Here is a 25,731-nt window from a genome sequence, read left to right on the forward strand (position 1 = left end):
GGCCGGGACCGCCCTCACACGTTCCGTACGCCCGTGACCGCCTCGGCCGCCGCGACCCCGCACACCCGCGCCGCACCGTGGGTGGCGATGTGCAGTGCCCCCCTCGGCGGCGCCTTCGGCAGGCCCATCTCGACCACGATGGTGTCGGGACGGGCCGCCACCAGGGCATCGAGCGCCTCGCCCATCCAGGCATGGCGGTGCGCATCACGGACGACCGCCACGATGCGCCGCTCCCCCGCCGCCTTGAGCACCTGGTCCGTGACCGCCTGCGTCCCGTCGCCGTACGTGTCCGTCCCGGTCCCGGGCACCAACCGGGCCAGCTCCTCGGCGACGCCCCACGGGGTCTCGTCGCCGACCGCGATGTTGGCGACCGGGGTGAACGCGGCAACGTACGCGGGTCCGGTGAGCGGTCCGGCGCTGCCGGTGACCTTCACGGCGCGGCGGGCCGCGACGAGCCCGATGCCGCTGTCGGCTCCGGTGCCGGGCGCGGTCCCCTCCTGCATGTCCGCGCCCGGCTCCGAGGCAGCCCCCCTGGCCCGCTGCGTCCAGGACGCGAGAGCCCGTACCCGTGCGGCGGCGTCGGCCAGCCGCTCCTCGGGAAGTTCACCGCTCCGCACCGCCGCCACCAGAGCGTCGCGCAGCCGCAGCACGGTCTCCTCGTCGGCCAGCCCGCCTCCGACACAGATGGCGTCGGCGCCGGCGGCTATGGCGAGGACGGAGCCGCGCTCGATGCCGTACGTACCGGCGATGGCGTCCATCTCCATGCCGTCGGTGACGATCAGCCCCTCGTAGCCCAGCTCCTGGCGCAGCAGACCCGTGAGGATCTGGGGGCTCAGTGTCGCCGGACGGTTCGGGTCGAGCGCGGGAAGCAGGATATGTGCACTCATCACTGATTTGGAACCCGCTGCGATGGCCGCTCTGAAAGGCACCAGCTCACGGGCGTGCAGCGTGTCCAGATCCACGTCGATGCGGGGCATCGCGTGGTGCGAGTCGACCGCCGTGTCGCCGTGTCCGGGGAAGTGCTTGGTGCAGGCGGCCACGCCGGCGGCCTGGAGGCCCTCGACGTACGCCGCGGTGTGCCGGGCGACCAGGGCGGTGTCGGCACCGAAGGACCGGACGCCGATGACCGGATTGCCGGGATTGGAGTTGACGTCCGCGGACGGCGCCCAGTTGAGGTTGACGCCGCACTCGGCCAGCCGGCGGCCCAGCTCCCGGGCGACGGCCCGGGTCAGGTCCACGTCGTCGACGAAGCCGAGGGCGTTGTTGCCGGGGAAGGACGAGCCGTTGCGGACCTCGAGTCGGGTGACGTCGCCGCCCTCCTCGTCGATCGCGACGAGTACGTCGTCCCGCTCGGCCCGCAGCTGCGCGGTGAGCGCGGCAAGCTGTTCGGGCGATTCGATGTTCCGTCCGAACAGGCCGACGGAGGCCAGGCCTTCGCCGACCCTGCGCCGCAGCCAGTCGGGGGCGGTGGTGCCGGTGAACCCGGGCTGCAGCACGGCGAGGGCATCGCGCGTGACGGTGTCCGTGGTGGATACGAGGGTGGTCATCGCGCGCGTTATCCCTTCACTGCGCCGGACGTGAGCCCCGTGGCCATCTTCCCCTGAATGATCATGAAGAAGATGACGACCGGGATGGAGATGAGCGTGGAGGCCGCCATCAGCGCGCCGTAGTCCGTGCCCCGTTCGGTGGTGAAGGTCATCAGCCACACGTTGAGCGTGTACTTGGAGTTGTCGTTGATCAGGATGTACGCGAAGAGGTACTCGTTCCACGCGTTGACCAGCGCGAAGATGGACGCGGCCGCGAGCCCAGGAGCCAGCAGCGGGAAGATGACCCGGCGGAAGGCCCCCATGCGGGTACAGCCGTCCACCATCGCCGACTCCTCGAGCTCCACCGGGATGTTGATGACGAAGCCGCGGATCATGATGGTCGCGAAGGGCAGCGTGGACACCAGGTAGACGACGATGAGTCCCCAGTACTCGTCGATGCCGCCCAGCGCGTTGAGCTGGAGGTAGATCGGGATCAGCATCGCGGTCGGCGGCAGCATCTGGACCAGGATCATGATCATCATCAGCGCTTTCCGCCCGAAGAAGCGGAAGCGTCCGATGGCGAGCGCGGCGAGCGTCGCGATGATCATGCCGCCGAGCACGGCGGTGACCGAGACGATCAGGCTCGACTGGATCGCGGTGGCGAAGTTGTCCTGCTTCACCGCGCGCGCGAAGTTGTCGAAGGTGAGGGAGGAGGGCCACAGGGTCTGGTCGTACGACCGGATCTCGTGGTTGGGGCGCAGGGAGCTGACGATCAGCCAGTAGACCGGGAAGGCCATGAGGCCGGCTGTGACCAGCGCCAGGATGTTGTAGCCGAGGCGGTTCTTCTTGCGGTCGGGCCGCAGGACCTGGGCAGGAGCGTTCGAGGGTGCGGAGGTGCTCATTCGACCTCTCCCGTCTTGATCAGCTGGCGCAGGTAGTACACGGCGACACCGGAGAGCATCAGGACGGTGATCAGAGCGATCGCACTGCCCTGGCTGAAGGAGGTGGACTCGAACGCCTTGGAGAAGGAGTAGAGGCCGAGGGTCTCGTAGTCCGGCTCCGGCTTGTTGCCGCGCAGCAGCCAGATCTGGCCGAAGACGTTGAAGTCCCAGATGACCGACAGGGTGGCGACCATCGTGAAGACCGGCCTGATGACCGGCCAGGTCACGAAGCGGTAGACACCGAACGCGGAGGCACCGTCGAGGGCTGCCGCCTCCTCCAGCTCCTTGGGGACCTGGGTGAGGGCCGCGTACATCGTGATGACGACGAACGGGATGGCGCCCCAGACGACCAGCAGCGTGATGATGCCGAAGCCCTGCCAGGGGTCGAGGAACCAGTTGTGGCCGAGCCATCCCTCGTCGCCGGTGAGGTCGGCGAGCAGCGTGTTGATGAGGCCGTAGTCCGAGTCGGCGAGCCAGCGGAAGACGGACGCGGCGACCATAAGCGGCATGGACCAGGCGGCGATCAGCGCCACCGTCAGGACGAGCCGCACCCAGGTGGACAGGCGCAGCATCATCAGGGCGATCAGCAGGCCGATGCCCATGGTCAGGACGACACAGATGGTCATGAAGACGACGGTCCGGCCGGTGACCGACCAGAACTCGGGGTCCCCGAGGATGTTGGTGAACTGCTCGAAGCCGACCCACGGCGTCTCGCCGTTGCCCCACAGAGCCGCGCGCCCCAGGTCCTGGAAGGACATGATCACGGTCTTGATCAGCGGGTAGACGTAGACGGCGGCGATCGCCAGGATCGCCGGCAGGATCAGGAAGTAGGGGAGGAGCTCGCCCTTCTTCCGCCGCTTCTTCGGGCGCGGCCCGGCAGCATCCTGCTTGGAGGGTGAGGTCCCGATCTCCTCCGGGGCACTCGGTACGGATACCGGTGGACCGGCGGCCTGGGTGTCGGCAGCAGTCACGTGGCTGACCTTCCATCGGGATTCCGGGGGTGCGCACCCGGAAATCACGGCGTTCTCTACCTAAGAAAGAAAGGGGCGGGGACCCGGTGTCGCGGGCCCCCGCCTGGAGAGCCGAAGGCTCAGGGACTACTTGTTGATCAGCTCGTTGATCTTGCCGTCGGCCTTCTTGGCGGCGTCGGCGACCGAGGCTCCCTTGAGGATCTCCAGGAGCATGTTCTCCAGGACCTCCTCCTTCTCGATCGAGGTCCAGCCCGGCGCGATCGGCGTGAACCAGGCGTCCGGCACCGCGTTGGCGACGGCGGCGGTCTCCGGCTTGGCCTTCAGCGGCTCGAGCTGCTTCTCGTTGTTCGGGAGGATGTTCTTGGAGGTGAGCACCTCCTGCGACTTCTCACTGGTGAAGAGGGAGATCCACTCCTGGCCCAGGTCGGTGACCTTCGACTTCGAGGTCACCGCGAGGTCGGAACCACCGATGAAGGACGGGAGCGCCTTGCCGTTCGGACCGGGCATGCCGGCCGTCCCGATCTTGTCCTTGAGCTTCGGGTTGCCGTTGTTCGCACCGTCGACGACGGACCCGGCCTCCCAGCCGTTGCCGTACAGCACGGCCGCCTTCTCGTTGGCCATGACGTTGGCGTGGTCCTGCTCGTCCTTCGTCTGGTCGGCCTTGTTGTACTTCTTGACCAGGTTGATGAAGTGCTCGATGCCCTTCTGGGACTCGGCGGAGGAAAGGTTGCCCTTCCACTCCTTCGCACCCTCGTCGTACTCGGCGATCGAGCCGCCGTACGCCGCGACGTAGGAGGCGGCCGCGTACCAGTAACGGCCCGGCAGGTAGAGGGACGAGAAGCGCTTGTCCTTCTTGCCGTACTCGGCCTGGACCTTGTCCAGGGCCGCGAACAGCTCGTCCTCGGTCTGCGGCAGCACGTCGCTGCCGGTGCCCTTCTTGAGCATGTCCTTGTTGTAAATGGCGACGCGGGCACCGGCGTAGTAAGGAACGCAGAACTGCTTGCCCTCAAAGGTGCAGGTGTCCTTCAGACCCTTGATCCAGGTGTCCGAGTTGTCGTACTTCTTGGGGTCGATCTCGGCCAGTGCGCCGTTCAGGATGTACTGCATCGTCTCGGTGTTGCCGAGCTCGACGACATCCGGGAACTTGTCGCCACCGAGAGCGGTGTCGAGCTTCTTGGCCTTGTCTGCCCACTGCTGGTACTGGACGTTGACCTTGACCTTGGGATACTTCGCCTTGAACTGCGCGTTGACATCCTTGACCAGCTCCGGCCAGGTGCTCTGCGCGTCGACCATGAGCCAGACCGTCAGGCTCTCGGTACGGTCCTTCGGGTCCTTCGAAGCGTTGTCGCCACTGTCCCCACCACACGCCGCGATACCGGTCATCATCGCTGCGACGCCTACTGCCGCTATGAGCTTGCGCTTCATGCCACACCCTCCTCAGGGATACCAGCAACCCCCCGCCCACCGCGGAAATGTACGACCAGTACTGCCTGTGGGTCTGGGACCTGGTCTTTAATGGTTTAGACCAGTACCGGGAGCTTGGCCTAGACCTTTAGGGGTGTCAAGGGTGTATAAGAAGTGCACTCGCGTCCGTTATAGGACCGACATCTAAGGGAGGGCGACGACCCGTGACCGGACCGTGCCACCATGTGAGCCGCGACAGACGGAGGAGCCGGTGACGGCAGCAACGCAGCAGTCGGGAAGGCGGGCCATGGGTGCCGACGGGGCCAGCAGTACGAGCGAGACCGGCGCGGGTGCGCGAACGGCGCGCGTCCCGAAGTACTACCGGCTCAAGCGCCATCTCCTCGACATGACCGACACCTTGCCGCCCGGCACGCCTGTGCCGCCCGAACGGACCCTGGCGGCCGAGTTCGACACCTCGCGCACCACCGTGCGCCAGGCCCTGCAGGAACTGGTCGTCGAGGGCCGGCTGGAGCGCATCCAGGGCAAGGGCACGTTCGTCGCGAAGCCGAAGGTGTCCCAGGCGCTGCAGCTCACCTCGTACACCGAGGACATGCGCGCCCAGGGTCTGGAGCCGACGTCCCAACTGCTGGACATCGGTTACGTCACAGCGGACGACACGCTCGCCGGGCTGCTCGACATCACGGCGGGCGGACGGGTGCTGCGCATCGAGCGGCTCCGGCTCGCGAGCGGTGAGCCCATGGCCATCGAGACCACCCACCTTTCGGCCAAACGCTTTCCCGCGCTGCGCCGTTCACTGGTGAAGTACACCTCTCTCTACACCGCGCTGGCGGAGGTGTACGACGTCCGGCTCGCCGAGGCCGAGGAGACCATCGAGACCTCTCTCGCCACCCCGCGCGAGGCGGGACTGCTCGGTACGGACGTCGGCCTGCCGATGCTCATGCTGTCCCGGCATTCGATCGACGGACACGGCGAGCCGGTGGAGTGGGTCCGCTCGGTGTACCGCGGCGACCGGTACAAGTTCGTGGCACGTCTGAAGCGGCCCACCGACTGAGAAAAGCCCCCGGAATACCGATATGACTGATCCCCCTGCCGGCGCAGGGGGATCAGTCATTTCGGGCGACGCAGGACCGTTGCAGGACCGCAATGCGGACGGGGGGTGACGGTTGCCGGAACCCTCGCCTAGATTTCGTGCGCATTGCAATCGGTGATCAGCGAGGGGACGGAGTCGCCACATGCCGGAAGATACGGTCGTGAAACGACCAACAGTGACACCCACAAGGGTGATTATCGCCCTCTGTCTTATCGCGCCGTTCGTGGCGATGCTCTGGGTGGGTTCGTACGCGAAGGTCGATCCGACCTTTATCGGCATCCCGTTCTTCTACTGGTACCAGATGCTCTGGGTGCTCATCTCGACCGCTCTCACGATGGTCGCGTACAAGCTGTGGCAGCGTGACCAGCGCTCCCGCAAGGGAGGTGCGTCAGCATGAAGGACGGCGTGAACGGCGTCGCACTCGCCGTATTCATTTTCTTCTTCCTGGCCGTCACGGTCATCGGATTCATGGCCTCGCGCTGGCGCAAGGCCGAGAACGAGGCGAGTCTCGACGAATGGGGCCTGGGCGGACGGTCGTTCGGCACCTGGGTCACCTGGTTCCTGCTCGGCGGTGACCTCTACACGGCGTACACCTTCGTCGCGGTCCCCGCGGCGATCTACGCGGCGGGCGCTGCGGGCTTCTTCGCCGTCCCGTACACGATCCTCGTCTACCCGCTGATCTTCACCTTCCTGCCGCGGCTCTGGTCGGTCTCGCACAAGCACGGCTACGTGACCACCTCGGACTTCGTCCGCGGACGCTTCGGCTCGAAGGGGCTGTCGCTGGCGGTCGCGGTCACCGGCATCCTCGCCACGATGCCGTACATCGCCCTCCAGCTCGTCGGCATCCAGGCCGTGCTGGACGTCATGGGCGTCGGCGGCGGCGAGACCACGCACTGGTTCATCAAGGACCTGCCGCTGCTGATCGCGTTCGCCGTACTGGCCGCGTACACCTACTCCTCGGGGCTGCGCGCGCCCGCGCTGATCGCCTTCGTCAAGGACGGCCTGATCTATCTGGTCATCGCGGTGGCCATCATCTACATCCCCATCAAGCTCGGCGGATTCGACGACATCTTCGCCAAGGCGGGCGAGGCGTTCGCGACCAAGAACGAAGCCGCGGGGAAGCCCGTCGCCGGTCTTGTCCCGGGAGAGATGGGCCAGTGGGGCTACGCCACGCTGGCACTGGGTTCGGCGCTGGCGCTCTTCATGTACCCGCACTCCATCACGGCGACGCTCTCCAGCCGCAGCCGTGACGTGATCCGGCGCAACACCACGATCCTGCCGCTGTATTCGCTGATGCTCGGTCTTCTGGCCCTGCTCGGCTTCATGGCGATCGCCGCCGGGGTGAAGGTGGACAACGGCCAGCTGGCCATTCCGCAGCTGTTCGAGAACATGTTCCCCGACTGGTTCGCCGGTGTGGCCTTCGCCGCGATAGGGATCGGTGCGCTGGTGCCCGCCGCGATCATGTCGATCGCCGCGGCGAACCTCTTCACCCGCAACATCTACAAGGACTTCATCAAGCCCGACGCGACCCCGGCCGAGGAGACCAAGGTCTCCAAGCTGGTCTCGCTCCTGGTCAAGGTCGGCGCGCTCGCCTTCGTCCTCACCATGGACAAGACGGTCGCGATCAACTTCCAGCTGCTCGGCGGGATCTGGATCCTCCAGACGATGCCGGCCCTGGTGGGCGGCCTGTTCACCCGGTGGTTCCACCGCTGGGCCCTGATCGCGGGCTGGGCGGTCGGCATGATCTACGGCACGGTCGCCGCGTACGGCGTCGCCAGCCCGACCCAGAAGCACTTCGGCGGCTCCTCGAAGGAGATCCCCGGCATCGGCGAGATCGGCTACATCGGTCTGACCGCGTTCGTGCTGAACGTCGTCGTGGTGGTCGTCCTGACCTTCGTCCTGAACGCGCTGAAGGCACCGGCCGGGATCGACGAGACCTCCCCGTCCGACTACACGGCGGACGCGGGCGACCCGGGTGTCAAGGTGGAGCTCCCGCCGGCCACCGTGGGCGCCCCGGGCGGCGGTCACTGACCCCGTCCCGACGAGAGCCGGTTGCGCAGCGGGCCGCCACGTCCCCCACGGGGGCGCGGCGGCCCGCTCCGTTCCGGGCCGCCGCAAAGGAGTTCGACCCTCGCTTCCGCCTGCGGCAGACTCCAGCCCATGGACATCTCGATCAGGCCCGTCGGCCTCCAGGAGCACGAGGCACTGGCCGGCATCACCGCCGAGGCGTATCTCGCGGACGAGCTGCTGGACTTCGGCGCCGACGACCCCTATCTGGCCGAACTGCGCGCGGTCGGGCGCCGGGCCGCCGAGGCGGAGGTACTCGTCGCGGTGGGCGGTGACGGCACGCTGCTCGGCGGCGTGACCTACGCGGCACCCGGCAGCCCGTGGGCGGACATCGCCCGGGCGGACGAGGCCGAATTCCGGATGCTGGCCGTCTCCCGCGAAGCCCGTGGGCGCGGGGCGGGCGAGGCGCTCGTACGGGCCTGTATCGACCGGGCACGGGCCACGGAGGGCGTCTCCGGTCTCGTCCTGTCGACGCAGCAGGCCATGCTCGGCGCCCATCGGATCTACCGGCGCCTGGGCTTCGTACGGACTCCGGAACGCGACTGGAAGCCCGTCGAGAACATCTCCCTCCTGACATTCCGCCTGGAGCTCTGATCGAGCACGACACAACATGTGGGGGCTGCCATGTCCGGCGGCCCCCACATGTATGCTCGTGCTCGCTGTCTCCGCAGGGGAATCCGGTGCGAATCCGGAACTGTCCCGCAACGGTGTGATCGGTGTGCTTCTGCGCACCCGGGAGTCCGAAGACCTGCCGACAGCGCGTCCGGCTCGACCGAACCGGACGCCAGACGTCCGGGCCTCGCGGAAGGCCGGTGGACGCCGCGCGGTGCTGCCCCGACCCGGGTCGTCCTGCCCGGCTGCCCCCGCTCCCGCCGGCCCCGAGCCGAGCGAGGGATAGTCCCAGTGACCATCGCGCCAGCCGATCCGGTTTCAGCGGTCGATTCAGCCGAGTCCACGCACGCCACTCCCGACGGGCCCGGGACCGCACTGCTGCGGACCCTGACCGACCTCACCGTCGATCTGCCCGACACCGACCCCGGACGGGTCGCCGCCGCCGCACTGCGCGGCCGCAACGCCCGTTCGGACGAGGCCGAGCTGCGCTCGCTGGCCACCGAGGCCGCCGCGGGCCTGATCTCCGAGGACCCCGCCTACTCCCGGCTCGCCGCACGGCTCCTCACCCGCACCATCGCGGACGAGGCCGCCGGCCAGGGCGCCGTCTCCTTCTCCGCCTCGGTCGCCGTCGGCCACCGCGAGGGTCTGATCGCGGACCGTACGGCCGAGTTCGTCACGCTGCACGCGGACGCCCTCGACGCGCTGGTCGGGCAGGCTCTCGACGACGGCGCCGACGACCGCTTCGGCTACTTCGGGCTGCGGACGCTGTTCAGCCGCTACCTGCTGCGCCATCCGCTCACCCGCCAGGTCATCGAGACCCCGCAGCACTTCATGCTCCGGGTGGCCGCCGGCCTCGCCGAGGACACCTCCGAGCGCGCCCTGGACGAAGTCACCTCGCTGTACGGGCTGATGAGCCGGCTCGACTACCTCCCCTCCTCGCCCACCCTGTTCAACTCCGGCACCCGGCACCCGCAGATGTCCTCCTGCTACCTGCTGGACTCCCCGCTGGACGAGCTCGACTCGATCTACGACCGCTACCACCAGGTGGCGCGGCTGTCGAAGCACGCAGGGGGCATCGGCCTCTCGTACTCCCGTATCCGCGCCCGGGGTTCGCTGATCCGTGGCACCAACGGGCACTCCAACGGCATCGTGCCGTTCCTGAAGACGCTCGACGCCTCGGTCGCCGCGGTCAACCAGGGGGGCCGCCGCAAGGGTGCTGCCGCCGTGTACCTGGAGACCTGGCACGCGGACATCGAGGAGTTCCTGGAGCTGCGCGACAACACGGGCGAGGACCAGCGCCGCACGCACAACCTGAATCTGGCGCACTGGATCCCCGACGAGTTCATGCGGCGCGTCGACGCGGACACCGAGTGGTCGCTGTTCTCCCCTGCCGACACCCCCGAGCTTGTCGACCTGTGGGGCGACGAGTTCGATGCCGCATACCGTGCGGCGGAGGCCAAGGGCCTGGCCCGCAGAACGATGCCCGCCCGTGAGCTGTACGGCCGGATGATGCGGACGCTGGCCCAGACCGGTCAGGGCTGGATGACGTTCAAGGACGCCTCCAACCGGACAGCGAACCAGACCGCCGAGCCGGGCAGGGTCGTGCACTCGTCGAACCTGTGCACGGAGATCCTCGAGGTCACCGACGACGGCGAGACGGCCGTCTGCAACCTGGGTTCGGTCAACCTCGGCGCGTTCGTCGTCGGCGGGGAGATGGACTGGGAGCGGCTGGACGCCACGGTCCGAACCGCCGTGACCTTCCTCGACCGCGTGGTCGACATCAACTTCTACCCGACCGAGCAGGCGGGCCGGTCCAACGCCCGCTGGCGCCCGGTGGGTCTGGGTGCGATGGGCCTGCAGGACGTCTTCTTCCAGCTGCGGCTGCCCTTCGACTCGCCCGAGGCCCGCGCGCTCTCCACGAGGATCTCCGAGCGGATCATGCTGGCCGCCTACGAGGCGTCGTGCGACCTCGCGGAGCGTTCGGGCCCGCTGCCCGCCTGGTCCGAGACGCGCGCCGCCCGCGGTGTGCTGCACCCCGACCACTACGACACCGAGCTGAACTGGCCGGAGCGCTGGGACGCGCTGCGTGCCCGGGTCGCCAAGACCGGGATGCGCAACTCGCTGCTGCTCGCCATCGCGCCGACGGCCACGATCGCCTCGATCGCCGGTGTGTACGAGTGCATCGAGCCGCAGGTCTCCAACCTCTTCAAGCGCGAGACGCTCAGCGGTGAGTTCCTCCAGGTCAACGCGTACCTGGTGGACGAGCTGAAGAAGCTCGGCGTGTGGGACGCGCGGACCCGGGAGGCGCTGCGCGAGGCGAGCGGCTCGGTGCAGGGCTTCGCCTGGATCCCCGAGGACGTGCGTGCGCTGTACCGCACGGCGTGGGAGATCCCGCAGCGCGGTCTGATCGACATGGCGGCGGCCCGTACGCCGTTCCTCGACCAGAGCCAGTCGCTGAACCTGTTCCTGGAGACGCCGACGATCGGCAAGCTCTCCTCGATGTACGCGTACGCCTGGAAGCAGGGGCTGAAGACGACGTACTACCTGCGCTCGCGTCCGGCGACCCGGATCGCCCGTGCGGCGTCCGGGACGGCCGCTGCCGCCGCGCCCATTCCCGTACAGCAGGCTTCGGCGCCCGACGCGGATGCCATCGCCTGCTCGCTCGAAAACCCCGAGTCCTGCGAGGCCTGCCAGTAATGAGTTCCGACACCACCAAGAACCTGCTCGACCCGGGCTTCGAGCTGACCCTGCGCCCCATGCGCTACCCGGACTTCTACGAGCGCTACCGGGACGCGATCAAGAACACCTGGACGGTGGAGGAGGTCGACCTCCACTCCGACGTCTCCGATCTGGCCAAGCTCTCCCCCGGCGAGCAGCACATGATCGGCCGGCTCGTCGCGTTCTTCGCGACCGGTGACTCGATCGTCTCCAACAACCTGGTGCTGACGCTGTACAAGCACATCAACTCCCCGGAGGCGCGGCTGTACCTGTCGCGCCAGCTGTTCGAGGAGGCGGTGCACGTCCAGTTCTATCTGACGCTGCTCGACACCTATCTGCCCGATCCGGACGACCGTGCGGCAGCGTTCGACGCGGTCGAGGAGATCCCCTCCATCCGCGAGAAGGCCCAGTTCTGCTTCAAGTGGATCAACGAGGTCGAGAAGCTCGACCGCTTGGAGACGCAGGCCGACCGCCGCCGCTTCCTGCTGAACCTGATCTGCTTCGCGGCGTGCATCGAGGGGCTGTTCTTCTACGGCGCCTTCGCGTACGTGTACTGGTTCCGCTCGCGCGGCCTGCTGCACGGCCTGGCCACGGGCACCAACTGGGTGTTCCGTGACGAGACCATGCACATGAACTTCGCGTTCGAGGTCGTGGACACCGTCCGCAAGGAGGAGCCGGAGCTCTTCGACGACGCCCTCCAGCAGCAGGTCACCGACATGCTGAAGGAGGCCGTCGAGGCGGAGCTGCAGTTCGGCCGCGATCTGTGCGGCGAGGGCCTGCCCGGCATGAACACGGAGTCGATGCGCCAGTACCTGGAGTGCGTCGCCGACCAGCGGCTCACCCGGCTCGGCTTCCCGCCGCTCTACGGATCCGAGAACCCCTTCTCGTTCATGGAACTGCAGGGCGTCCAGGAGTTGACGAACTTCTTCGAGCGCCGGCCCTCCGCGTACCAGGTGGCGGTGGAGGGCTCGGTCGGCTTCGACGACGACTTCTAGGGTCCGGCGGAAGACCTCAGGTCCTCGCCCAACTTCCGGCGAACGGGCGCCGCGTGGCCGTGACCGGCCGCGCGGCGCCTGCCGTTTCCGGGGGCTGCGCGGACCGCTGCCGTTCCGCGTCCCGCAGTTCGCGGTCGATCCGGCGCTCCCGTGCGAGCCCGGCGAGCGCGGGCAGCAGGACGAAGGCGAAGAGTGCGGCTGTGGCCAGGTAGCTCAGGAATGTGTTCATGGCTCCACTGTCGTCCGTGCGAGCGGATTCGGTCAGTGGCAGGACTGTCATAGAGCATCGAATTACTGCCACACTGTCGTCATGCTGAAGAATGTCGCCGCTCTGCTGCTCGACGAGGTCCACCCCTTCGAACTCGGCGTGCTGTGCGAGGTGTTCGGACTCGACCGCTCCGACGAGGGGCTGCCGGTCCACGACTTCGCGGTCGTCTCCGCCGAGGGGCCGGTCCTGCGGACGCACGCCGGGTTCACCATCAGCACGCCGTACGGGCTGGACCGGCTGGAGGAGGCCGACCTCATCGCCGTACCGGCGGGCAGCCACTTCATGGAGCGGGAGTACCCCCAGGAGGTCCTGGACGCCCTGCGCCGGGCCGTGGAGCGCGGAGCGCGGGTGCTGAGCGTCTGCTCCGGCGCGTACGTCCTCGGCGCGGCCGGGCTGCTGGACGGGCGCCGCTGCACCACCCACTGGCGCCATGCGGCCGAACTGGCCCGGCGCTTCCCGAAGGCGATCGTGGAGCCGGACGTGCTCTATGTGGACGAGGGCCCGGTCATCTCGTCCGCGGGCACGGCAGCCGGTATCGACGCCTGTCTGCATCTGGTCCGCCAGGCGCACGGCCCGGCCGTCGCCAATGCCATCGCCCGCCGCATGGTGGTGCCGCCGCACCGGGACGGCGGCCAGGCCCAGTACATCCAGCGCCCGCTGCCCCGCACCCGGTGCGACACGGTCGGGGACACGCTCGCCTGGATGGAGGCCCATCTCGACCAGGAGATGACCGTCGAGCAGCTGGCCGCCCAGTCGCACATGTCGCCCCGCACCTTCGCGCGCCGCTTCCAGCAGGAGACGGGCACCACCCCGTACCGCTGGCTGCTGCGGCAGCGCGTGCTGCTGGCGCAGCACCTGCTGGAGACCTCGGACGAGACCATGGACACGATCGCCGGGCGGACCGGCTTCGGGAACGCGGCGGCGCTGCGCCATCAGTTCGTCCGCTCGCTGGGGACGACGCCGAACGCCTACCGCCGCACGTTCCGGGGGCCCGCCGCCATGACCGACGCGGCCTGAGCCGCGAACGGCGGTGCCCCGCCCGGGAGATCACTCGGTCCCGGACGGGGCACGGCAGCGGTGCGTGTGCGGTCAGATGCCGCACTGGGAGGCCGACCAGAAGTGGCTCGGCCCCTGGTTCACATGGATGTGGTCGCTGTGCCCGGCGTAGCCCGGGCCGAGGATCCCGTTGAACCCGTGGTTGCGGGCCTGCTGGGCGATGGTGCACAGCGAGTGCGGTCCGGAGCCGAGGTCGACCGCGTCACCGTACAGATGACGACTGTTCGTCGCCCCGCCCACCGCGGAGTTGCAGGAGGTCGACCGGAATCCGCTGGTGACACGGATGGACTGGTCACCGAGTGCGTGCCGCAGCGCCTCCAGCTTCCACATGGAGCTCAGCGCGTTGGCCTTGGCCGTGCCGGCGGCCACCGCCCCGCCGGCCCAGGTGCTGTTGCACTTGTTGAGCTCGGGGTAGGTGAAGTGGATCGGGGTGCAGTCGTCGTCCTGGAGCGCGTAGAGCTTGGACTGCGTGGCCGGTCCGGCGATGCCGTCCGCGGCGAGGCCGTAGGCCGACTGGAAGCGCTTGACCGCGGCCGTGGTCGCGGGGCCGTACGAGCCGTCGATGGCGAGTACGGAGTTGTATCCCGGATAGCCGGACACCCGGATCTGGAGCTGGGTGACGTCGGCTCCGGAGGCTCCGGACGACAGTGTGCGGGTCCAGGTGTAGCAGCCGTCGGCCTGCGCGGGGCCTGCGGTGACGATGGCCCCGCCCACAGCGAAGGCCATGGTCATGACAAAACCGAGCAGCAGATGTGCGGTACGTCTGAGCATGGGGTTCTCCCAACCACGGTGAGGTGTAGGGGTGAGCCTGTCGGACGAGTCGACGCGCGTCAACTACCCCTGGGGAAACGCTGGTTGGCAGTTGAACACCATCGTCCCGGGGCAACGGGAAGGCCCTGCCGCCGGCGCACCGGCAGCAGGGCCTCACCAGGCAGTTGCTCAGCCGTTCGCGACGACCTCGTAGCGCGGCGTGCCCTCGTCCATCTGTCGAAGCGCGTCCTTGCGGTCCCGCTTCGAGAGCCGGTCGATGTACAGGTACCCGTACAGGTGGTCCGTCTCGTGCTGGAGGCAGCGCGCGAAGTACCCGTTGCCCCGCACCTTCACCGCGTTGCCCTTGGCGTCCTGGCCGCGCACCACCGCGTAGTCCGGGCGCGCCAGTGCGGCGTACGCCGTCGGGACCGAGAGGCAGCCCTCGTTGGAGTCGTCGAGGATCCGCTCCTCCGGCGCCAGCTCCTCGAGCACCGGGTTGCAGATCGCGCCGACGTGCCGCACACCGTCGTCGTCCGGGCAGTCGTAGACGAAGACCTTGAGGTCCACACCGATCTGGTTGGCGGCCAGGCCCACACCCTCGGCCGTCCGCTGGCTGGCGAACATGTCGTCGATCAGCTGTGCGAGCTCGTCACCGAACTCCGTGACGTCTCTGCACTCCTTGTGGAGCACCGGGTTGCCCACGACCGTGATCGGGCGGGAGGTGCCGCGCTCGCGGTACGCCGCCTCGCGCGCCTCACAGTCCTCGGTGTCCACGAGGAATCCCTCGTCGTCCACGCCGACCTGCTCGTCCGTCTCCTGCTGCGACATGTCCGCCGTACGCCTTCCTGCAAACCTGAAACCAGTGAGAACCGCACCGGAATCGGTGCCCGTACAGCCTACGGGCACCGGTCAGCAGACTTCTTCCAGATCGCGCCACTCACGGCTGTCCGGACTGTCCGCGACCCAGCTGTCCAGCAGCCCGCGCACGAGCCCTGCCGGCGCCGCTATGCCGCATTCACGCTCCGGAACCCAGAGGTCGCCCGCGGTGCGGTGGCCCAGCGGGCCCGGGTGGCCGGGTTCGCTGTGGTCGTGCGGGTCCAAGTGCTCCCCGTCGCCCTCGTCGCTCTCCATCGGGCTCTCCGAACAGGCCCGGCACAGGAGCCGCACGGAGGACGACCAGTCCTCCGCCGCGAACCCGGCGTCGGACGCAAGCTGCTCCAGCGCGTCCCGGTCGGCCTCCTCAGCCGCTTCCAGGAGCACCACCCAGGTGGGTACGGGAGAGGGCGCCCACAGCTCGATCTCGTCGAAGACGGGGTAGGACGGGCCCGCCGCCGTGATCCGCTCGCCGTTCGGAACCCCGTCGTGCAGGACGACCTCGCCCCAGCGCCGGCCGGAGGACGGCAGCGGGATCGACAGCACTTCCATCCGCGCGGGGTCGAGCCTGCGGCCCCAGACGACCTCGGCCTCGCCCTCGGGCGACAGCCGTACCGCCGCACTGCCCAGCTCCATGCCCGTCGGCTCGCTGTTGGCCGCCGCGTTGTACTGGCCGCTGCCCGGCACCTTCAGGCCGTACGCCTGCCAGGCCCGGCGGGCCAGGGGCCAGTCCTGCAGCGCGGTGGCCGCGATCCCGACGTTCCACCAGTCGGGGGCGCCGGACTCCCTGTCGAGCAGGGCGACGGCGCGCAGGCCCGCGGCCCTCGCCTGTTCCCAGTCGTGCCGGAACTTGTGCAGCAGCGCCAGATTGAACCAGGACTCCGAGAGCCAGGGCTCCAGATCCGCCGCGCGCGTCAGCAGCGCCCCCGCGTCCTCGTACCGGCCGTCGCCGATCAGCGTGAACGCGCGGTCGGTGGCCTGCCGCCAAGAGGCGGATGGCCGATGCCGTACCTTCCCGAAGATCCTCACGATTCCCGCCTGTCCCGACTGGACACCCTCGTTTTCCGCTCTCCTTCGCATCCAACCATGCCCGGGTGGACGCTCGCTCATTACCCATGGGTTACCCAGACCGGACCGGGGTCAGACCGCCTCGCGCCAGGACTCTGGCCAGCGCTTCGACCACCTGCGGCTGGTAGTCCCGGCCGGTGCCGAGCCTGAGCTGCTCCAGGGCCCCCAGGGGGCCACTGACGCCTTCCCCGCACAGGTCGTCGTACGCATTGACCGCACGGACGATCCTGGCGGTGATCGGCTGTTCCCGGTACGGATCGGCCTGCTGCTCCACGACCACCGCCACCTCGGTGTCCACCCCGGTCTGCCGGACCACGGCGCCTCCGAGCAGCGCGATCCTCCGCTGCTCGGCCGGCGGCAGCCCCGCGGTCGCACCGTCGGGCACCGGATCGACGAGCGAGAGCTGGCCGATGTCGTGCATCAGCGCCGCGTACTCCAGGACGGTCAGCTCGGGGCCGGCCAGGCCGAGCTCCCTCCCCACGGCGGTGGAGAGCTCGGCGACCCTGCGGGCATGGCCGTGCTGGGTGTATCCGGCGATCTCCGTGGACCTGGCCAGCGAGGTGATGGTCTGGCGGTAGGTCGTGCGGACGGCGGCGTACCGGCGGAAGGACACCTGGGTGAGCAGCAGCGGGACACACAGGACGGGCAGCGCCCAGAGCCCGCCGACGGCGACCCCGAGCGCCATGACGGCACCGGTCGCACAGACGGCCGAGCCGATGCCGCTGAGCGCGCGGAGCTCGTCACGCAGCAGGGGTCCGAACGGGTACCGGGTGCGGGAGTGCAGCAGCAGGGCGGCCAGGACGGCGTCGCACAGGGCGGTGAGGACCAGCAGCAGGAGCAGGAAGAGCGCGAAGTACGGTCCCTCGCCGAACCAGAGCGCGGTCCGCCCCGAGTTGAAGAGCGGCTGGAAACACACCGCGGCGAAGGCGACGGCCAGGATGCGGCGGGCCACCCGGTCGGGTCCCGGTCCGCTGCCGCGCGCCAGCTGGGGCACCGAGGCGAGCAGCTGCGCCGCGGCGACGACGGTGATCACCTGCAGGACGCCGTGCGCGCTGGGCTCCCCGGCGCTGCGTCCGAGCAGCGCGTACGCGAGCGCTCCGGCCGACCCGAGCGGCGCGGGCTCCCGCTCACCCGGCAGGGCGCCCCAGCGGGCCAGCTCCCCCACGGTGACGAGGACACCGAAGGCGAGCGCGTGGCCGGGTTCGACGACACCGTTCCACAGGGTGTGGCCGAGTGCGACGACGGCGAGGGCGAGGGCGGCGCCGCGGACGGCGAGGACGGCCGGGGGCAGCGAGGGGCGGCTGATCAGGCTCACCGGGGCCGTCCGTGCCGGTCCGCGGTGCCGGCGGCGGACGCCGGCTTCCCCGACCGCTGGCGGGGCACCCCGAACGTCTCCTCGTCCGAGGTGACCGCGTTGGCCGCCGAGGACCAGCCGTGCCGGTCCAGGGCCCGCGCGAGCGCCCGCACCATCCGCGGGTCGAACTGGCTGCCCGCGCAGCGCTCCAGCTCCTCCACCGCCGCCGGTACGGGGCGTCCACGCCGGTAGGAGCGGGTCGAGGTCATCGCGTCGAAGGCGTCGGCGACGGCCACCACCCGGGCGAACTCGGGGATCTTGTCGCCGGTGAGGCCGTACGGATAGCCGCTGCCGTCGAGCCGTTCGTGGTGGTGGAGGATCGCGGCGCGCGCCTCGTCGAGGAAGCCGATGCCCCGGACGATCTCGTGCCCGTACTCCGGATGCAGCTCGATGACCCGGCGTTCCTCGGGGGTCAGCGGTCCGTCCTTGCGCAGCACCCGCGTGGGGACGCCCAGCTTGCCGACGTCGTGCAGGATCCCGGCGAAGCGGAGCGCCTCCATGCGCTGCTCCTCCATGCCGAGCTCGACGGCGATCAGCTCGGAGGCCCGCCCCACCCGCTCACTGTGCCCGCGGGTGTACGTGTCCTTGATGTCGACGGCCTGGACCAGCGCCCGGATGGTGGCGCGGTGGGCGGCGTGCTGGCGGTGGTACTGGGCGAACACCCAGCAGGAGATGTACATCGGCAGCAGGACGACGAGGGCGGACACCGGCCCGTACGAGCTGCGCCAGAGGACGGCCATCATCAGCCCGGCCAGCGCGTGCACCAGATGCGGCCCCAGTGACCCCGCCGGCAGCCCGCGCCAGGCGTGCCGCAACGGCACGCGCTCGGCCGTGGCGAGGATGCCTCCGTCCAGGGCGGCCAGGACGAGGCTGAAGACGAGCGCCGAGGCGCAGGCGGGAAACAGGGCGTACGGGAGGTCGGGAACCGCACCGCCGCCGGAACCGCCGAGCGTGGCCGGGCCCCCGAGCGCGGTGTGGGCCGACGAGGCCGCCCACACGGCGAGGGAGAGCTGAGCGGCCCGCCAGACGCGGCGGGCGGTCGCCGGCGGCTGTTCGACCCGGCCGGCCAGCGACCCGGGTATCGCGACCATGACGGCGGCAGCGGGCGGCAGCAGGAAGGCCGCGGCGAGCAGCAGGGGGAAGAACGACCCGGCGGTGACCGGGACGGAGCTGCCGAAGAACGGGCAGCGCCCGGGAAGCTCACACACCAGGTAGAGCGCCGTGAGAAGGGCGAGGGTGCCCCAGGGGGTGCCCGTCCCGGAGGACAGCGCCGGCAGGGCGCAGAGAAAGGAGCAGATCAGCGCGGCCAGAATGTATGCGCGCGCCGCCCCCGGTGTGCTCCTCACCCGTACCGCCCGCCCCCAGCCTGGTCAATGAAGGCGCCAGGCTAGCGAGTTGGGCGCGGCCAAGGGTCCCGATGGGAGGGATTAGCACATTCGGGTGACACTGCCGGGGTTCCGGCGCTCGACAGGGGTGCGTGACAGCGGTGCCCGAGGGCAGTTGTCACTCGGCGGTGGCGGGCCGTTCTGCCCCGCCCATCGCGACATCCTGCTCCGGGACGGCCTGTCCCGAACGGATCAGGTCGATCCGTCCCATCACCTTCGAGCGCAGATCGGACGGGACGTCGTCCTGACCGCAGCAGCGCTTCACCAGCTTCTTCACGGCCTGCTCCAGGCCGTACTTCTCGAGGCACGGGGAGCACTCCTCGAAGTGCACCTCGAACTTGGTGCAGTCGCCCTCGGGCATCTCATGGTCGAGGAACTCATAGAGATGATCGAGAACCTCTGAGCAATCCGTCTCGTGCGGCTCTCCGCAGCTCATGAGGTCGAGCCTTTCCTGTCGTCCGACTCACCGGCACCGGCCGGGACGAGCCCGCGCTCACGCGCGTAGTCCTCCAGCATGCCGCGCAGCTGGCGGCGTCCCCGGTGCAGGCGGGACATCACCGTACCGATGGGGGTCCCCATGATGTCCGCGATCTCCTTGTACGCAAAGCCCTCTACGTCGGCGAGATACACGGCGATGCGGAACTCTTCGGGGATCGACTGCAGTGCGGACTTCACATCGGAGTCCGGCAGGTGGTCCAGCGCCTGGGACTCCGCCGAGCGCAGACCGGTCGACATGTGCGACTCGGCACGTGCCAGCTGCCAGTCCTCGATCTCCTCGGCGGCACTCCGCTGGGGTTCGCGCTGCTTCTTGCGGTACGAGTTGATGAATGTGTTCGTGAGGATGCGGTACATCCACGCCTTGAGGTTCGTGCCCTCACGGAACTGGTGGAAGGAGCCGTACGCCTTGGCGTACGTCTCCTGGACCAGGTCCTCGGCATCGGCGGGGTTGCGCGTCATGCGCAGCGCGGCCGAGTACATCTGGTCGAGAAATCCGAGGGCGTCCCGCTCGAAGCGCGCATTGCGCTCGGCGGTCGTCTCCTCCGCACGGCCGTCGTCGGTCCCTGTGTCGGTCCCAGTGACCGGACCCACCTCCTCCAACGATGTGGCGGAACCGAAACCGGACCCGCTCGCCTCGGAGAATAGTCGACCTTGCTTCGACGCGGGCTGTCGATCCGCTCCGCTCACGGCGCGCTCGGGAGTGGTCTTGGCCGCATGCAGGACCGTCCACTCCAGATCAGCGGTGTTCGAGCGGCGCGGGCAGATGGTCGAACCCATGCGACGGACTCCCTCTCCACGTAGGACTTTCTTGTACCGACGTCCCGAACAACAGCGGCCCCGCACGCCGCATTCCCGGGGCCCCGCCGGTGCCGTGGAGGCAGCGGAACCACGTGGCTAGGGGAGTCCGTCCAGCCACTCGGCCGCCGCACCGGTGAGGAGATCCATGGCCTGATCCTGGGTCAGAGGGGCCTTCTTGGGTACGGCGAAACCATGGTCCCCGTGCGGCACCTCGACGATCCGGTGCTCCCCCGGAGGAAACTCCTCGGGTCGTCCGAACGGGTCGCGCCCGCCCTGCACGACCAGGACGGGCACGCCCGCCCCCAGCAGCTCGTCCTTGCGGGACTTCTCCGGTCGGCCCGGCGGGTGCAGCGGAAAGCTGAGCGCGAGCACCGCGTGGGCACCGAGCTCCGTCGCCGTACGGCAGGCCACCCGGGCCCCCGCGCTGCGCCCCCCGGCGACGACGGGCAGCCCCGGGGCGGTCAGCGCGGGCCACAGCCCTCGCCAGCCCGTGTCCAGGGTCCGGGGAGCGGGCGCGAGCTTCTTCCCCGCCACCCGCCAGGGCTGCTCCACCAGGGCGACGCTCACCCGGTGCCCGGGGAGCACGGCGGCGAGGGCCTGGAGATCCCGGGCCTCGATGCCGCCGCCCGCTCCGTGGCTGACGGCGAGCACCAGCCGGGCGTTCTCGGCGGGCCGCCAGGTGATCCTGGCCACTCCGGCTTCCGTATCGGCCGTCTCGGTCCACTGCGCTGTCTCTGCACGGGTCACGGGACCCATCCTGACGGGTCAGAAGAGCGTGCTCACCTCCGGCGCGGCCAGCTCCTCCAGCAGTTCCGCGCCGTTGTTGCGGACGTTGCTGACGGCCGTGGCCACCGGGTAGGCCCGCATGAGCCCTCCGGGCGGGGGTTCCAGCAGGGCCTTCAGTTCCGTGATGTCGGTGCGCGCCGGGTCGAGCCAGTCGTCCCAGCGGTCGGGGGTGAGCATCAGGGGCATCCGGGGGTGGATGTCGGCGAGCGCGGCGGGCCCCTCAGCGGGGGCCACGGCCAGCGGGGACGTCTCCGCCTCCGTGGTGATCACGGAGCAGGTCACCCACCAGGACTGCGGATGGTCGTCGGGCAGGGTCCGGTCCCGCCAGAACTCGTACAGACCCGCCATCGCGAAGACCGCGCCGTCCGCCGGTGTGACGAAGTAGGGCTGCTTGCGGGGGCGTTTCCGCTTCCCGGTCTCCTCCAGCTGCCGCTCGTCGGCGCCGGTGACCCACTCGTAGTAGCCGTCCGCGGGAAGGATGCAGCGCCTCGACACGAAGGGCCGGCGGAAGGAGGGCTTCTCGTGGACGGTCTCCGCGCGGGCGTTGATCATGCGGGCGCCGCCTTCGGGAGACTTCGACCAGGACGGTACGAGGCCCCACTTCAGCGTGCGCAGCTGGCGAACCGGACGCTGGTCGTCTGCGTCCTTCACAGGACGCTCCAGAACCGCGTAGACCTCTTTGGTCGGCGCCACGTTCCAGTCGGGCTCCAGGGTTTCGGTGGGGTCCCACTTCTCGACCCCGAAGAGCCCGGTCAGATCCTCGGGCCGCCGACTCGCTGCATACCGTCCGCACATAAGTGCCAGACTGCCACGACCGTCAGGTCGAGTGGACGCCAAAACCTCAAGTACCTCAAGGAGCCGCCCGCACCATGGACAGCACCGAACTGGGCGATCTGTGGGATCGCGTCTTCGGCACCCAGCCCGCGCCCGAGCAGTGGCTCGTGGTCGTGACGGCCACAGTGGCGCTCATCGCCGTCGTGCCGAACCTCATATGGCGGCTCTCCCGGAACGCGATCACCATCGCGCACGAGGGCGGCCACGGACTCGTCGCCCTGCTCACCGGGCGGCAGCTCTCCGGAATCCGGCTGCACTCCGACACCAGCGGGCTGACCGTCAGCCGCGGCAAGCCGACCGGCGCCGGCATGATCCTCACCGCGGCGGCCGGGTACACCGCACCTCCGCTGCTGGGCCTGGGCGGCGCCTGGCTGCTCACCAACGGCAGGATCACGCTCCTCCTGTGGCTGGCGACCGCGCTGCTCGCGGTCATGCTGGTGATGATCCGCAATCTGTACGGGGCGCTGACCGTCATCCTCACGGGTGCGGCCTTCCTGCTGGTGTCCTGGCTGACGTCGGCCGCTGTCCAGTCGGCGTTCGCGTACACCGTGGTCTGGTTCCTGCTGCTCGGTGGAGTGCGCCCGGCCTTCGAGCTGCAGTCCAAGCGGCGGCACGGCGGCGCACCGGACTCCGACGCCGACCAGCTCTCCCGGCTCACGCACGCGCCGGCCGCGATATGGCTCTTCCTCTTCCACGCGGTGTCGCTCTGCTCACTGATCGGCGGCGGGCGCTGGCTGCTCGGACTGTGACGGCCCGGAGCGCCCCGCCGTGTGTACCACCCTTGCGTTACATCACTATTTCGTCCCATTTGATCGGGATCTGGGTTTGCGGTGTGCCACTAAAGTGAGGGCCATGACCGAAAGTTCCGTGCACCCCGCCCTCTGGCCCGCCCCGCTTGCGAGCGGAGCCGTCGACGCGACCGTCACCGTGCCCGGGTCGAAGTCGGTCACCAACCGCGCCCTCGTCCTCGCCTCCCTCTCCTCCGAGCCGGGCTGGCTGCGCCGCCCGCTGCGCTCCCGGGACACCCTGCTGATGGCACAGGCGCTCCGTGCGATGGGCGTCGGAATCGAGGAGGGCGTCGGCCCGGACGGCTCGGGCGAGGCGTGGCGGGTCATTCCGGCCGGCCTGCACGGCCCGGCCACGGTCGACGTCGGCAACGCAGGAACGGTCATGCGGTTCCTGCCGCCCGTGGCCTGCCTGGCGGACGGCCCGGTCCACTTCGACGGCGATCCCCGCTCCTACGAGCGCCCCTTGAACGGTGTGATCGACGCGCTGCGCGTGCTGGGTGCCCGGATCGATGACGACGGGCGCGGGGCACTACCGCTGACCGTCCACGGCGCGGGCGCGCTCGACGGCGGTCCGGTGGCCATCGACGCCTCCTCGTCCTCCCAGTTCGTCTCCGCCCTCCTGCTGTCGGCACCCCGCTTCAACCAGGGGGTGGAGGTACGCCACACAGGTTCGGCCCTGCCCTCCATGCCGCACATCCGGATGACCGTCGACATGCTGCGCGCGGTCGGCGCCCAGGTCGACGAGCCGGAGAGCGGTGGTGAGCCCAACGTCTGGCGGGTCTCCCCCTCCGCACTGCTCGGCCGCGACCTGACCGTCGAGCCGGACCTGTCCAACGCCCAGCCGTTCCTCGCGGCCGCACTGGTCACCGGCGGCCGGGTCACGGTCCCCGACTGGCCGCTGCGCACCACCCAGCCGGGTGACGCGCTGCGCGAGATCTTCACCGCAATGGGAGGCAGCTGCGAACTGACGGAACGCGGCCTCACCTTCACAGGATCGGGCCGCATCCACGGCATCGACGTCGACCTGAGCGAGGTCGGCGAGCTCACCCCGGGCATCGCCGCACTCGCCGCCCTCGCCGACTCCCCCTCCACGCTGAGCGGCGTCGCCCATCTGCGGCTGCACGAGACGGACCGGCTGGCCGCTCTGACGAAGGAGATCAACGGCCTGGGCGGCGACGTCACCGAGACCGCCGACGGACTGCTGATCCGCCCGCGCCCGCTGCACGGCGGCACCTTCCACACGTACGACGACCACCGGATGGCGACGGCGGGCGCGATCATCGGCCTCGCCGTCGCCGGGGTGGAGATCGAGAACGTCGGTACGACGGCGAAGACACTGCCGGACTTCCCCGAGATGTGGGCCGGCATGCTCGGTGAACCCTCCGGAACGGTCGGCGTCTCGCCGGGAGCACTCGGGGCAGCCCCGGAAAGGCGCGGGGTCTGAGGACATGCGCCGCTACGGGAAGAACCCGGACGAGGACGACATCCGCGTCCGCCCCAACCGCAAGGGCAACCGTCCTCGCACGCACACCCGCCCCAAGCACGAGGACGCCCAGGACGGCATGGTCCTCACCGTCGACCGCGGACGGCTCACCTGCCTCGTCGACGGGCGCACCGTGATGGCGATGAAGGCCCGTGAGCTGGGCCGCAAGGCAGCCGTCGTGGGGGACATGGTCTCCATCGTCGGCGACCTCTCAGGCGACAAGGACACGCTGGCCCGCATCGTCCGCATCGGCGAGCGCCGCTCGGTCCTGCGCCGTACCGCGGACGACGACGATCCGTACGAACGGGTGGTCGTCGCCAACGCCGATCAGCTGGCCATCGTCACCGCGCTCGCCGATCCGGAACCCCGCCCCCGCATGATCGACCGCTGTCTGGTGGCGGCGTACGACGGCGGGCTCACCCCGCTCCTGGTCCTGACCAAGTCCGACCTGGCGTCACCGGACAAGCTCCTGGAGGCGTACACCCCGCTGGGTGTCCCCTACATCGTGACCAGCCGCGAGGAACTGGAGAACGGTGACGCGGCCGACCGGGTGCGGGAGCTGCTCAACGACCGGGTGACCGCATTCGTCGGGCACTCCGGAGTCGGGAAGACGACCCTGGTCAACGCCCTGGTGCCGAAGGACCGACGGCGTACGACTGGTGTGGTCAACGCCGTCACGGGCCGCGGCCGTCACACCACCACGTCGGCGCTCGCGCTGCCGCTGCCGGACGACCGCGGCTGGGTTGTCGACACCCCGGGTGTCCGTTCGTTCGGGCTGCACCACGTCGACCCGTCCCGGGTCATCAACGCGTTCCCCGACCTGCAGCCGGGTACGGAGAACTGCCCGCGCGGCTGCACCCATGACGACCGTGAGCCGGAATGCGCCCTGGATGCATGGGTCTCGGAGGGGCACGCGGATCCCGCACGGCTCGACTCCCTGCGGCGGCTGCTCTCGACCCGGGAGCGCCGCGAGGGGGACTGAGGGGCGCCGGCCCGCACGACTCGCGCACGTTTGCGAGCTCCCACAACTGGTAAGTGCATAATCGCGTCAAGCGAGACGAAGCAGTCACCTACGTGGGAGGCACCTGACGATGGCGTGGTTGCTGGTCGTGGTCGCAGGACTGCTGGAGACCGGCTTCGCCGTGTGTCTGAAGCTCTCCCACGGTTTCACCCGGCTGTGGCCGACGATCGCGTTCTGCGTGTTCGCGCTCGGAAGCTTCGGGCTGCTGACGCTGGCCCTCAAGAAGCTCGACGTCGGACCCGCGTACGCGGTGTGGACGGGCATCGGCGCGGCCGGCACCGCGATCTACGGGATGGTCTTCCTCGACGACGTGGTCTCCACGCTCAAGCTCATTTCGATCTCGCTGGTGATCGTCGGTGTGATCGGTCTGCAGCTGTCGGGCTCCTCGGCCTGACCTCCCGTACACCCCGTGCACCGCACCGCG

The 25,731-nt window shown here is 69.5% G+C and carries 25 protein-coding genes and 1 riboswitch; of the genes, 11 read left to right on the forward strand and 14 right to left on the reverse strand.

All coding sequences use genetic code 11. The annotated features are described in order from the left end of the window. Positions 1-14: 14 nt before the first annotated feature. The 4 genes from ACFQ6X_RS28660 to ACFQ6X_RS28675 form a co-directional block, all read right to left on the reverse strand. Positions 15-1,547 carry a glycoside hydrolase family 3 protein gene (locus ACFQ6X_RS28660; protein ID WP_383185584.1) on the reverse strand — a complete coding sequence of 511 codons (1,533 nt, stop codon included), beginning with the start codon at positions 1,545-1,547 and terminating at the stop codon, positions 15-17. An 8-nt stretch (positions 1,548-1,555) separates the two neighbouring features. Beyond that, a complete protein-coding gene (locus ACFQ6X_RS28665; protein ID WP_329207539.1) occupies positions 1,556-2,428 on the reverse strand; it encodes a carbohydrate ABC transporter permease in 873 nt (290 codons plus the stop codon). Further along, the gene (locus tag ACFQ6X_RS28670) at positions 2,425-3,438 is read right to left on the reverse strand and encodes a sugar ABC transporter permease (protein ID WP_329207541.1); all 1,014 of its coding nucleotides are present in this window, start codon (positions 3,436-3,438) and stop codon (positions 2,425-2,427) included. Before ACFQ6X_RS28670 ends, ACFQ6X_RS28665 begins: the two co-directional genes overlap by 4 nt. A 126-nt stretch (positions 3,439-3,564) precedes the next feature. Beyond that, complete coding sequence (locus ACFQ6X_RS28675; RefSeq protein ID WP_383185586.1) at positions 3,565-4,863, reverse strand: sugar ABC transporter substrate-binding protein; 1,299 nt, start codon at positions 4,861-4,863, stop codon at positions 3,565-3,567. A gap of 286 nt (positions 4,864-5,149) precedes the next feature. On the opposite strand from ACFQ6X_RS28675, the gene ACFQ6X_RS28680 reads away from it, so the two are divergent. From ACFQ6X_RS28680 to ACFQ6X_RS28705, 6 genes are all read left to right on the forward strand, one after another. Next, positions 5,150-5,914, forward strand: coding sequence for a GntR family transcriptional regulator (locus ACFQ6X_RS28680; RefSeq protein WP_383185682.1), 765 nt, complete (start codon positions 5,150-5,152; stop codon positions 5,912-5,914). A 181-nt stretch (positions 5,915-6,095) separates the two neighbouring features. Beyond that, positions 6,096-6,350, forward strand: a complete 255-nt coding sequence (locus tag ACFQ6X_RS28685; RefSeq protein WP_329207543.1) for a DUF3311 domain-containing protein — start codon at positions 6,096-6,098, stop codon at positions 6,348-6,350. Continuing rightward, positions 6,347-7,984, forward strand: coding sequence for a monocarboxylate uptake permease MctP (gene mctP / locus ACFQ6X_RS28690; protein WP_383185588.1), 1,638 nt, complete (start codon positions 6,347-6,349; stop codon positions 7,982-7,984). Before ACFQ6X_RS28685 ends, mctP begins: the two co-directional genes overlap by 4 nt. Before the next feature lie 129 nt (positions 7,985-8,113). Then, complete coding sequence (locus tag ACFQ6X_RS28695) at positions 8,114-8,614, forward strand: GNAT family N-acetyltransferase (RefSeq protein ID WP_383185590.1); 501 nt, start codon at positions 8,114-8,116, stop codon at positions 8,612-8,614. Positions 8,615-8,659: 45 nt separating this feature from the next. Then, a riboswitch (cobalamin riboswitch) is annotated at positions 8,660-8,791 on the forward strand. Between the two features lie 132 nt (positions 8,792-8,923). Further along, complete coding sequence (locus tag ACFQ6X_RS28700) at positions 8,924-11,329, forward strand: ribonucleoside-diphosphate reductase subunit alpha (protein ID WP_383185592.1); 2,406 nt, start codon at positions 8,924-8,926, stop codon at positions 11,327-11,329. Further along, complete coding sequence (locus tag ACFQ6X_RS28705) at positions 11,329-12,345, forward strand: ribonucleotide-diphosphate reductase subunit beta (RefSeq protein WP_329207549.1); 1,017 nt, start codon at positions 11,329-11,331, stop codon at positions 12,343-12,345. Before ACFQ6X_RS28700 ends, ACFQ6X_RS28705 begins: the two co-directional genes overlap by 1 nt. Positions 12,346-12,361: 16 nt before the next feature. Here the strand turns inward: ACFQ6X_RS28705 and ACFQ6X_RS28710 are convergent, their stop codons facing one another. Next, positions 12,362-12,574, reverse strand: coding sequence for a hypothetical protein (locus ACFQ6X_RS28710; protein ID WP_383185594.1), 213 nt, complete (start codon positions 12,572-12,574; stop codon positions 12,362-12,364). A gap of 81 nt (positions 12,575-12,655) precedes the next feature. Here ACFQ6X_RS28710 and ACFQ6X_RS28715 point away from each other — a divergent pair, with 81 nt between their 5' ends. Further along, a complete protein-coding gene (locus ACFQ6X_RS28715) occupies positions 12,656-13,630 on the forward strand; it encodes a GlxA family transcriptional regulator (RefSeq protein WP_383185596.1) in 975 nt (324 codons plus the stop codon). A 72-nt stretch (positions 13,631-13,702) separates the two neighbouring features. Here the strand turns inward: ACFQ6X_RS28715 and ACFQ6X_RS28720 are convergent, their stop codons facing one another. The 9 genes from ACFQ6X_RS28720 to ACFQ6X_RS28760 form a co-directional block, all read right to left on the reverse strand. Further along, on the reverse strand, positions 13,703-14,440 hold the full coding sequence (locus ACFQ6X_RS28720) for a D-Ala-D-Ala carboxypeptidase family metallohydrolase (protein ID WP_383185598.1): 738 nt from the start codon (positions 14,438-14,440) through the stop codon (positions 13,703-13,705). Between the two features lie 168 nt (positions 14,441-14,608). Beyond that, positions 14,609-15,247 (reverse strand): peptide deformylase, encoded by a 639-nt coding sequence (gene def, locus ACFQ6X_RS28725; RefSeq protein ID WP_329207555.1) that lies wholly within the window; start codon positions 15,245-15,247, stop codon positions 14,609-14,611. 81 nt (positions 15,248-15,328) lie between these two features. After that, positions 15,329-16,321, reverse strand: coding sequence for a hypothetical protein (locus ACFQ6X_RS28730; protein ID WP_329207556.1), 993 nt, complete (start codon positions 16,319-16,321; stop codon positions 15,329-15,331). Positions 16,322-16,412: 91 nt separating this feature from the next. After that, on the reverse strand, positions 16,413-17,675 hold the full coding sequence (locus tag ACFQ6X_RS28735; RefSeq protein ID WP_383185600.1) for an HD-GYP domain-containing protein: 1,263 nt from the start codon (positions 17,673-17,675) through the stop codon (positions 16,413-16,415). Then, complete coding sequence (locus ACFQ6X_RS28740) at positions 17,672-19,060, reverse strand: HD-GYP domain-containing protein (RefSeq protein ID WP_383185602.1); 1,389 nt, start codon at positions 19,058-19,060, stop codon at positions 17,672-17,674. The genes ACFQ6X_RS28735 and ACFQ6X_RS28740 overlap by 4 nt, the downstream gene beginning before the upstream one ends. Positions 19,061-19,217: 157 nt before the next feature. Further along, complete coding sequence (gene rsrA / locus ACFQ6X_RS28745; protein ID WP_383185603.1) at positions 19,218-19,535, reverse strand: mycothiol system anti-sigma-R factor; 318 nt, start codon at positions 19,533-19,535, stop codon at positions 19,218-19,220. After that, positions 19,532-20,188, reverse strand: coding sequence for a sigma-70 family RNA polymerase sigma factor (locus tag ACFQ6X_RS28750; RefSeq protein ID WP_329215066.1), 657 nt, complete (start codon positions 20,186-20,188; stop codon positions 19,532-19,534). Before ACFQ6X_RS28750 ends, rsrA begins: the two co-directional genes overlap by 4 nt. 303 nt (positions 20,189-20,491) lie before the next feature. Beyond that, on the reverse strand, positions 20,492-21,151 hold the full coding sequence (locus ACFQ6X_RS28755) for an alpha/beta family hydrolase (RefSeq protein WP_383185605.1): 660 nt from the start codon (positions 21,149-21,151) through the stop codon (positions 20,492-20,494). Between the two features lie 9 nt (positions 21,152-21,160). Continuing rightward, positions 21,161-21,976: an SOS response-associated peptidase gene (locus tag ACFQ6X_RS28760; RefSeq protein ID WP_383185607.1), complete on the reverse strand. Its 816-nt coding sequence runs from the start codon at positions 21,974-21,976 to the stop codon at positions 21,161-21,163. Between the two features lie 74 nt (positions 21,977-22,050). Between ACFQ6X_RS28760 and ACFQ6X_RS28765 the strand changes: the two genes are divergently transcribed. The 4 genes from ACFQ6X_RS28765 (at position 22,051) to ACFQ6X_RS28780 (ending at position 25,701) form a co-directional block, all read left to right on the forward strand. Beyond that, positions 22,051-22,764: a M50 family metallopeptidase gene (locus tag ACFQ6X_RS28765; RefSeq protein WP_383185609.1), complete on the forward strand. Its 714-nt coding sequence runs from the start codon at positions 22,051-22,053 to the stop codon at positions 22,762-22,764. A gap of 103 nt (positions 22,765-22,867) precedes the next feature. Beyond that, positions 22,868-24,247 carry a 3-phosphoshikimate 1-carboxyvinyltransferase gene (aroA, locus tag ACFQ6X_RS28770; protein WP_383185611.1) on the forward strand — a complete coding sequence of 460 codons (1,380 nt, stop codon included), beginning with the start codon at positions 22,868-22,870 and terminating at the stop codon, positions 24,245-24,247. Between the two features lie 4 nt (positions 24,248-24,251). Beyond that, complete coding sequence (gene rsgA, locus ACFQ6X_RS28775) at positions 24,252-25,268, forward strand: ribosome small subunit-dependent GTPase A (RefSeq protein WP_329207568.1); 1,017 nt, start codon at positions 24,252-24,254, stop codon at positions 25,266-25,268. A 109-nt stretch (positions 25,269-25,377) separates the two neighbouring features. Then, positions 25,378-25,701: a DMT family transporter gene (locus tag ACFQ6X_RS28780; RefSeq protein ID WP_383185613.1), complete on the forward strand. Its 324-nt coding sequence runs from the start codon at positions 25,378-25,380 to the stop codon at positions 25,699-25,701. Positions 25,702-25,731: the final 30 nt, after the last annotated feature.

It is taken from the genome of Streptomyces sp. NPDC056452, assembly GCF_042796085.1.
Lineage (GTDB): Bacteria > Actinomycetota > Actinomycetes > Streptomycetales > Streptomycetaceae > Streptomyces.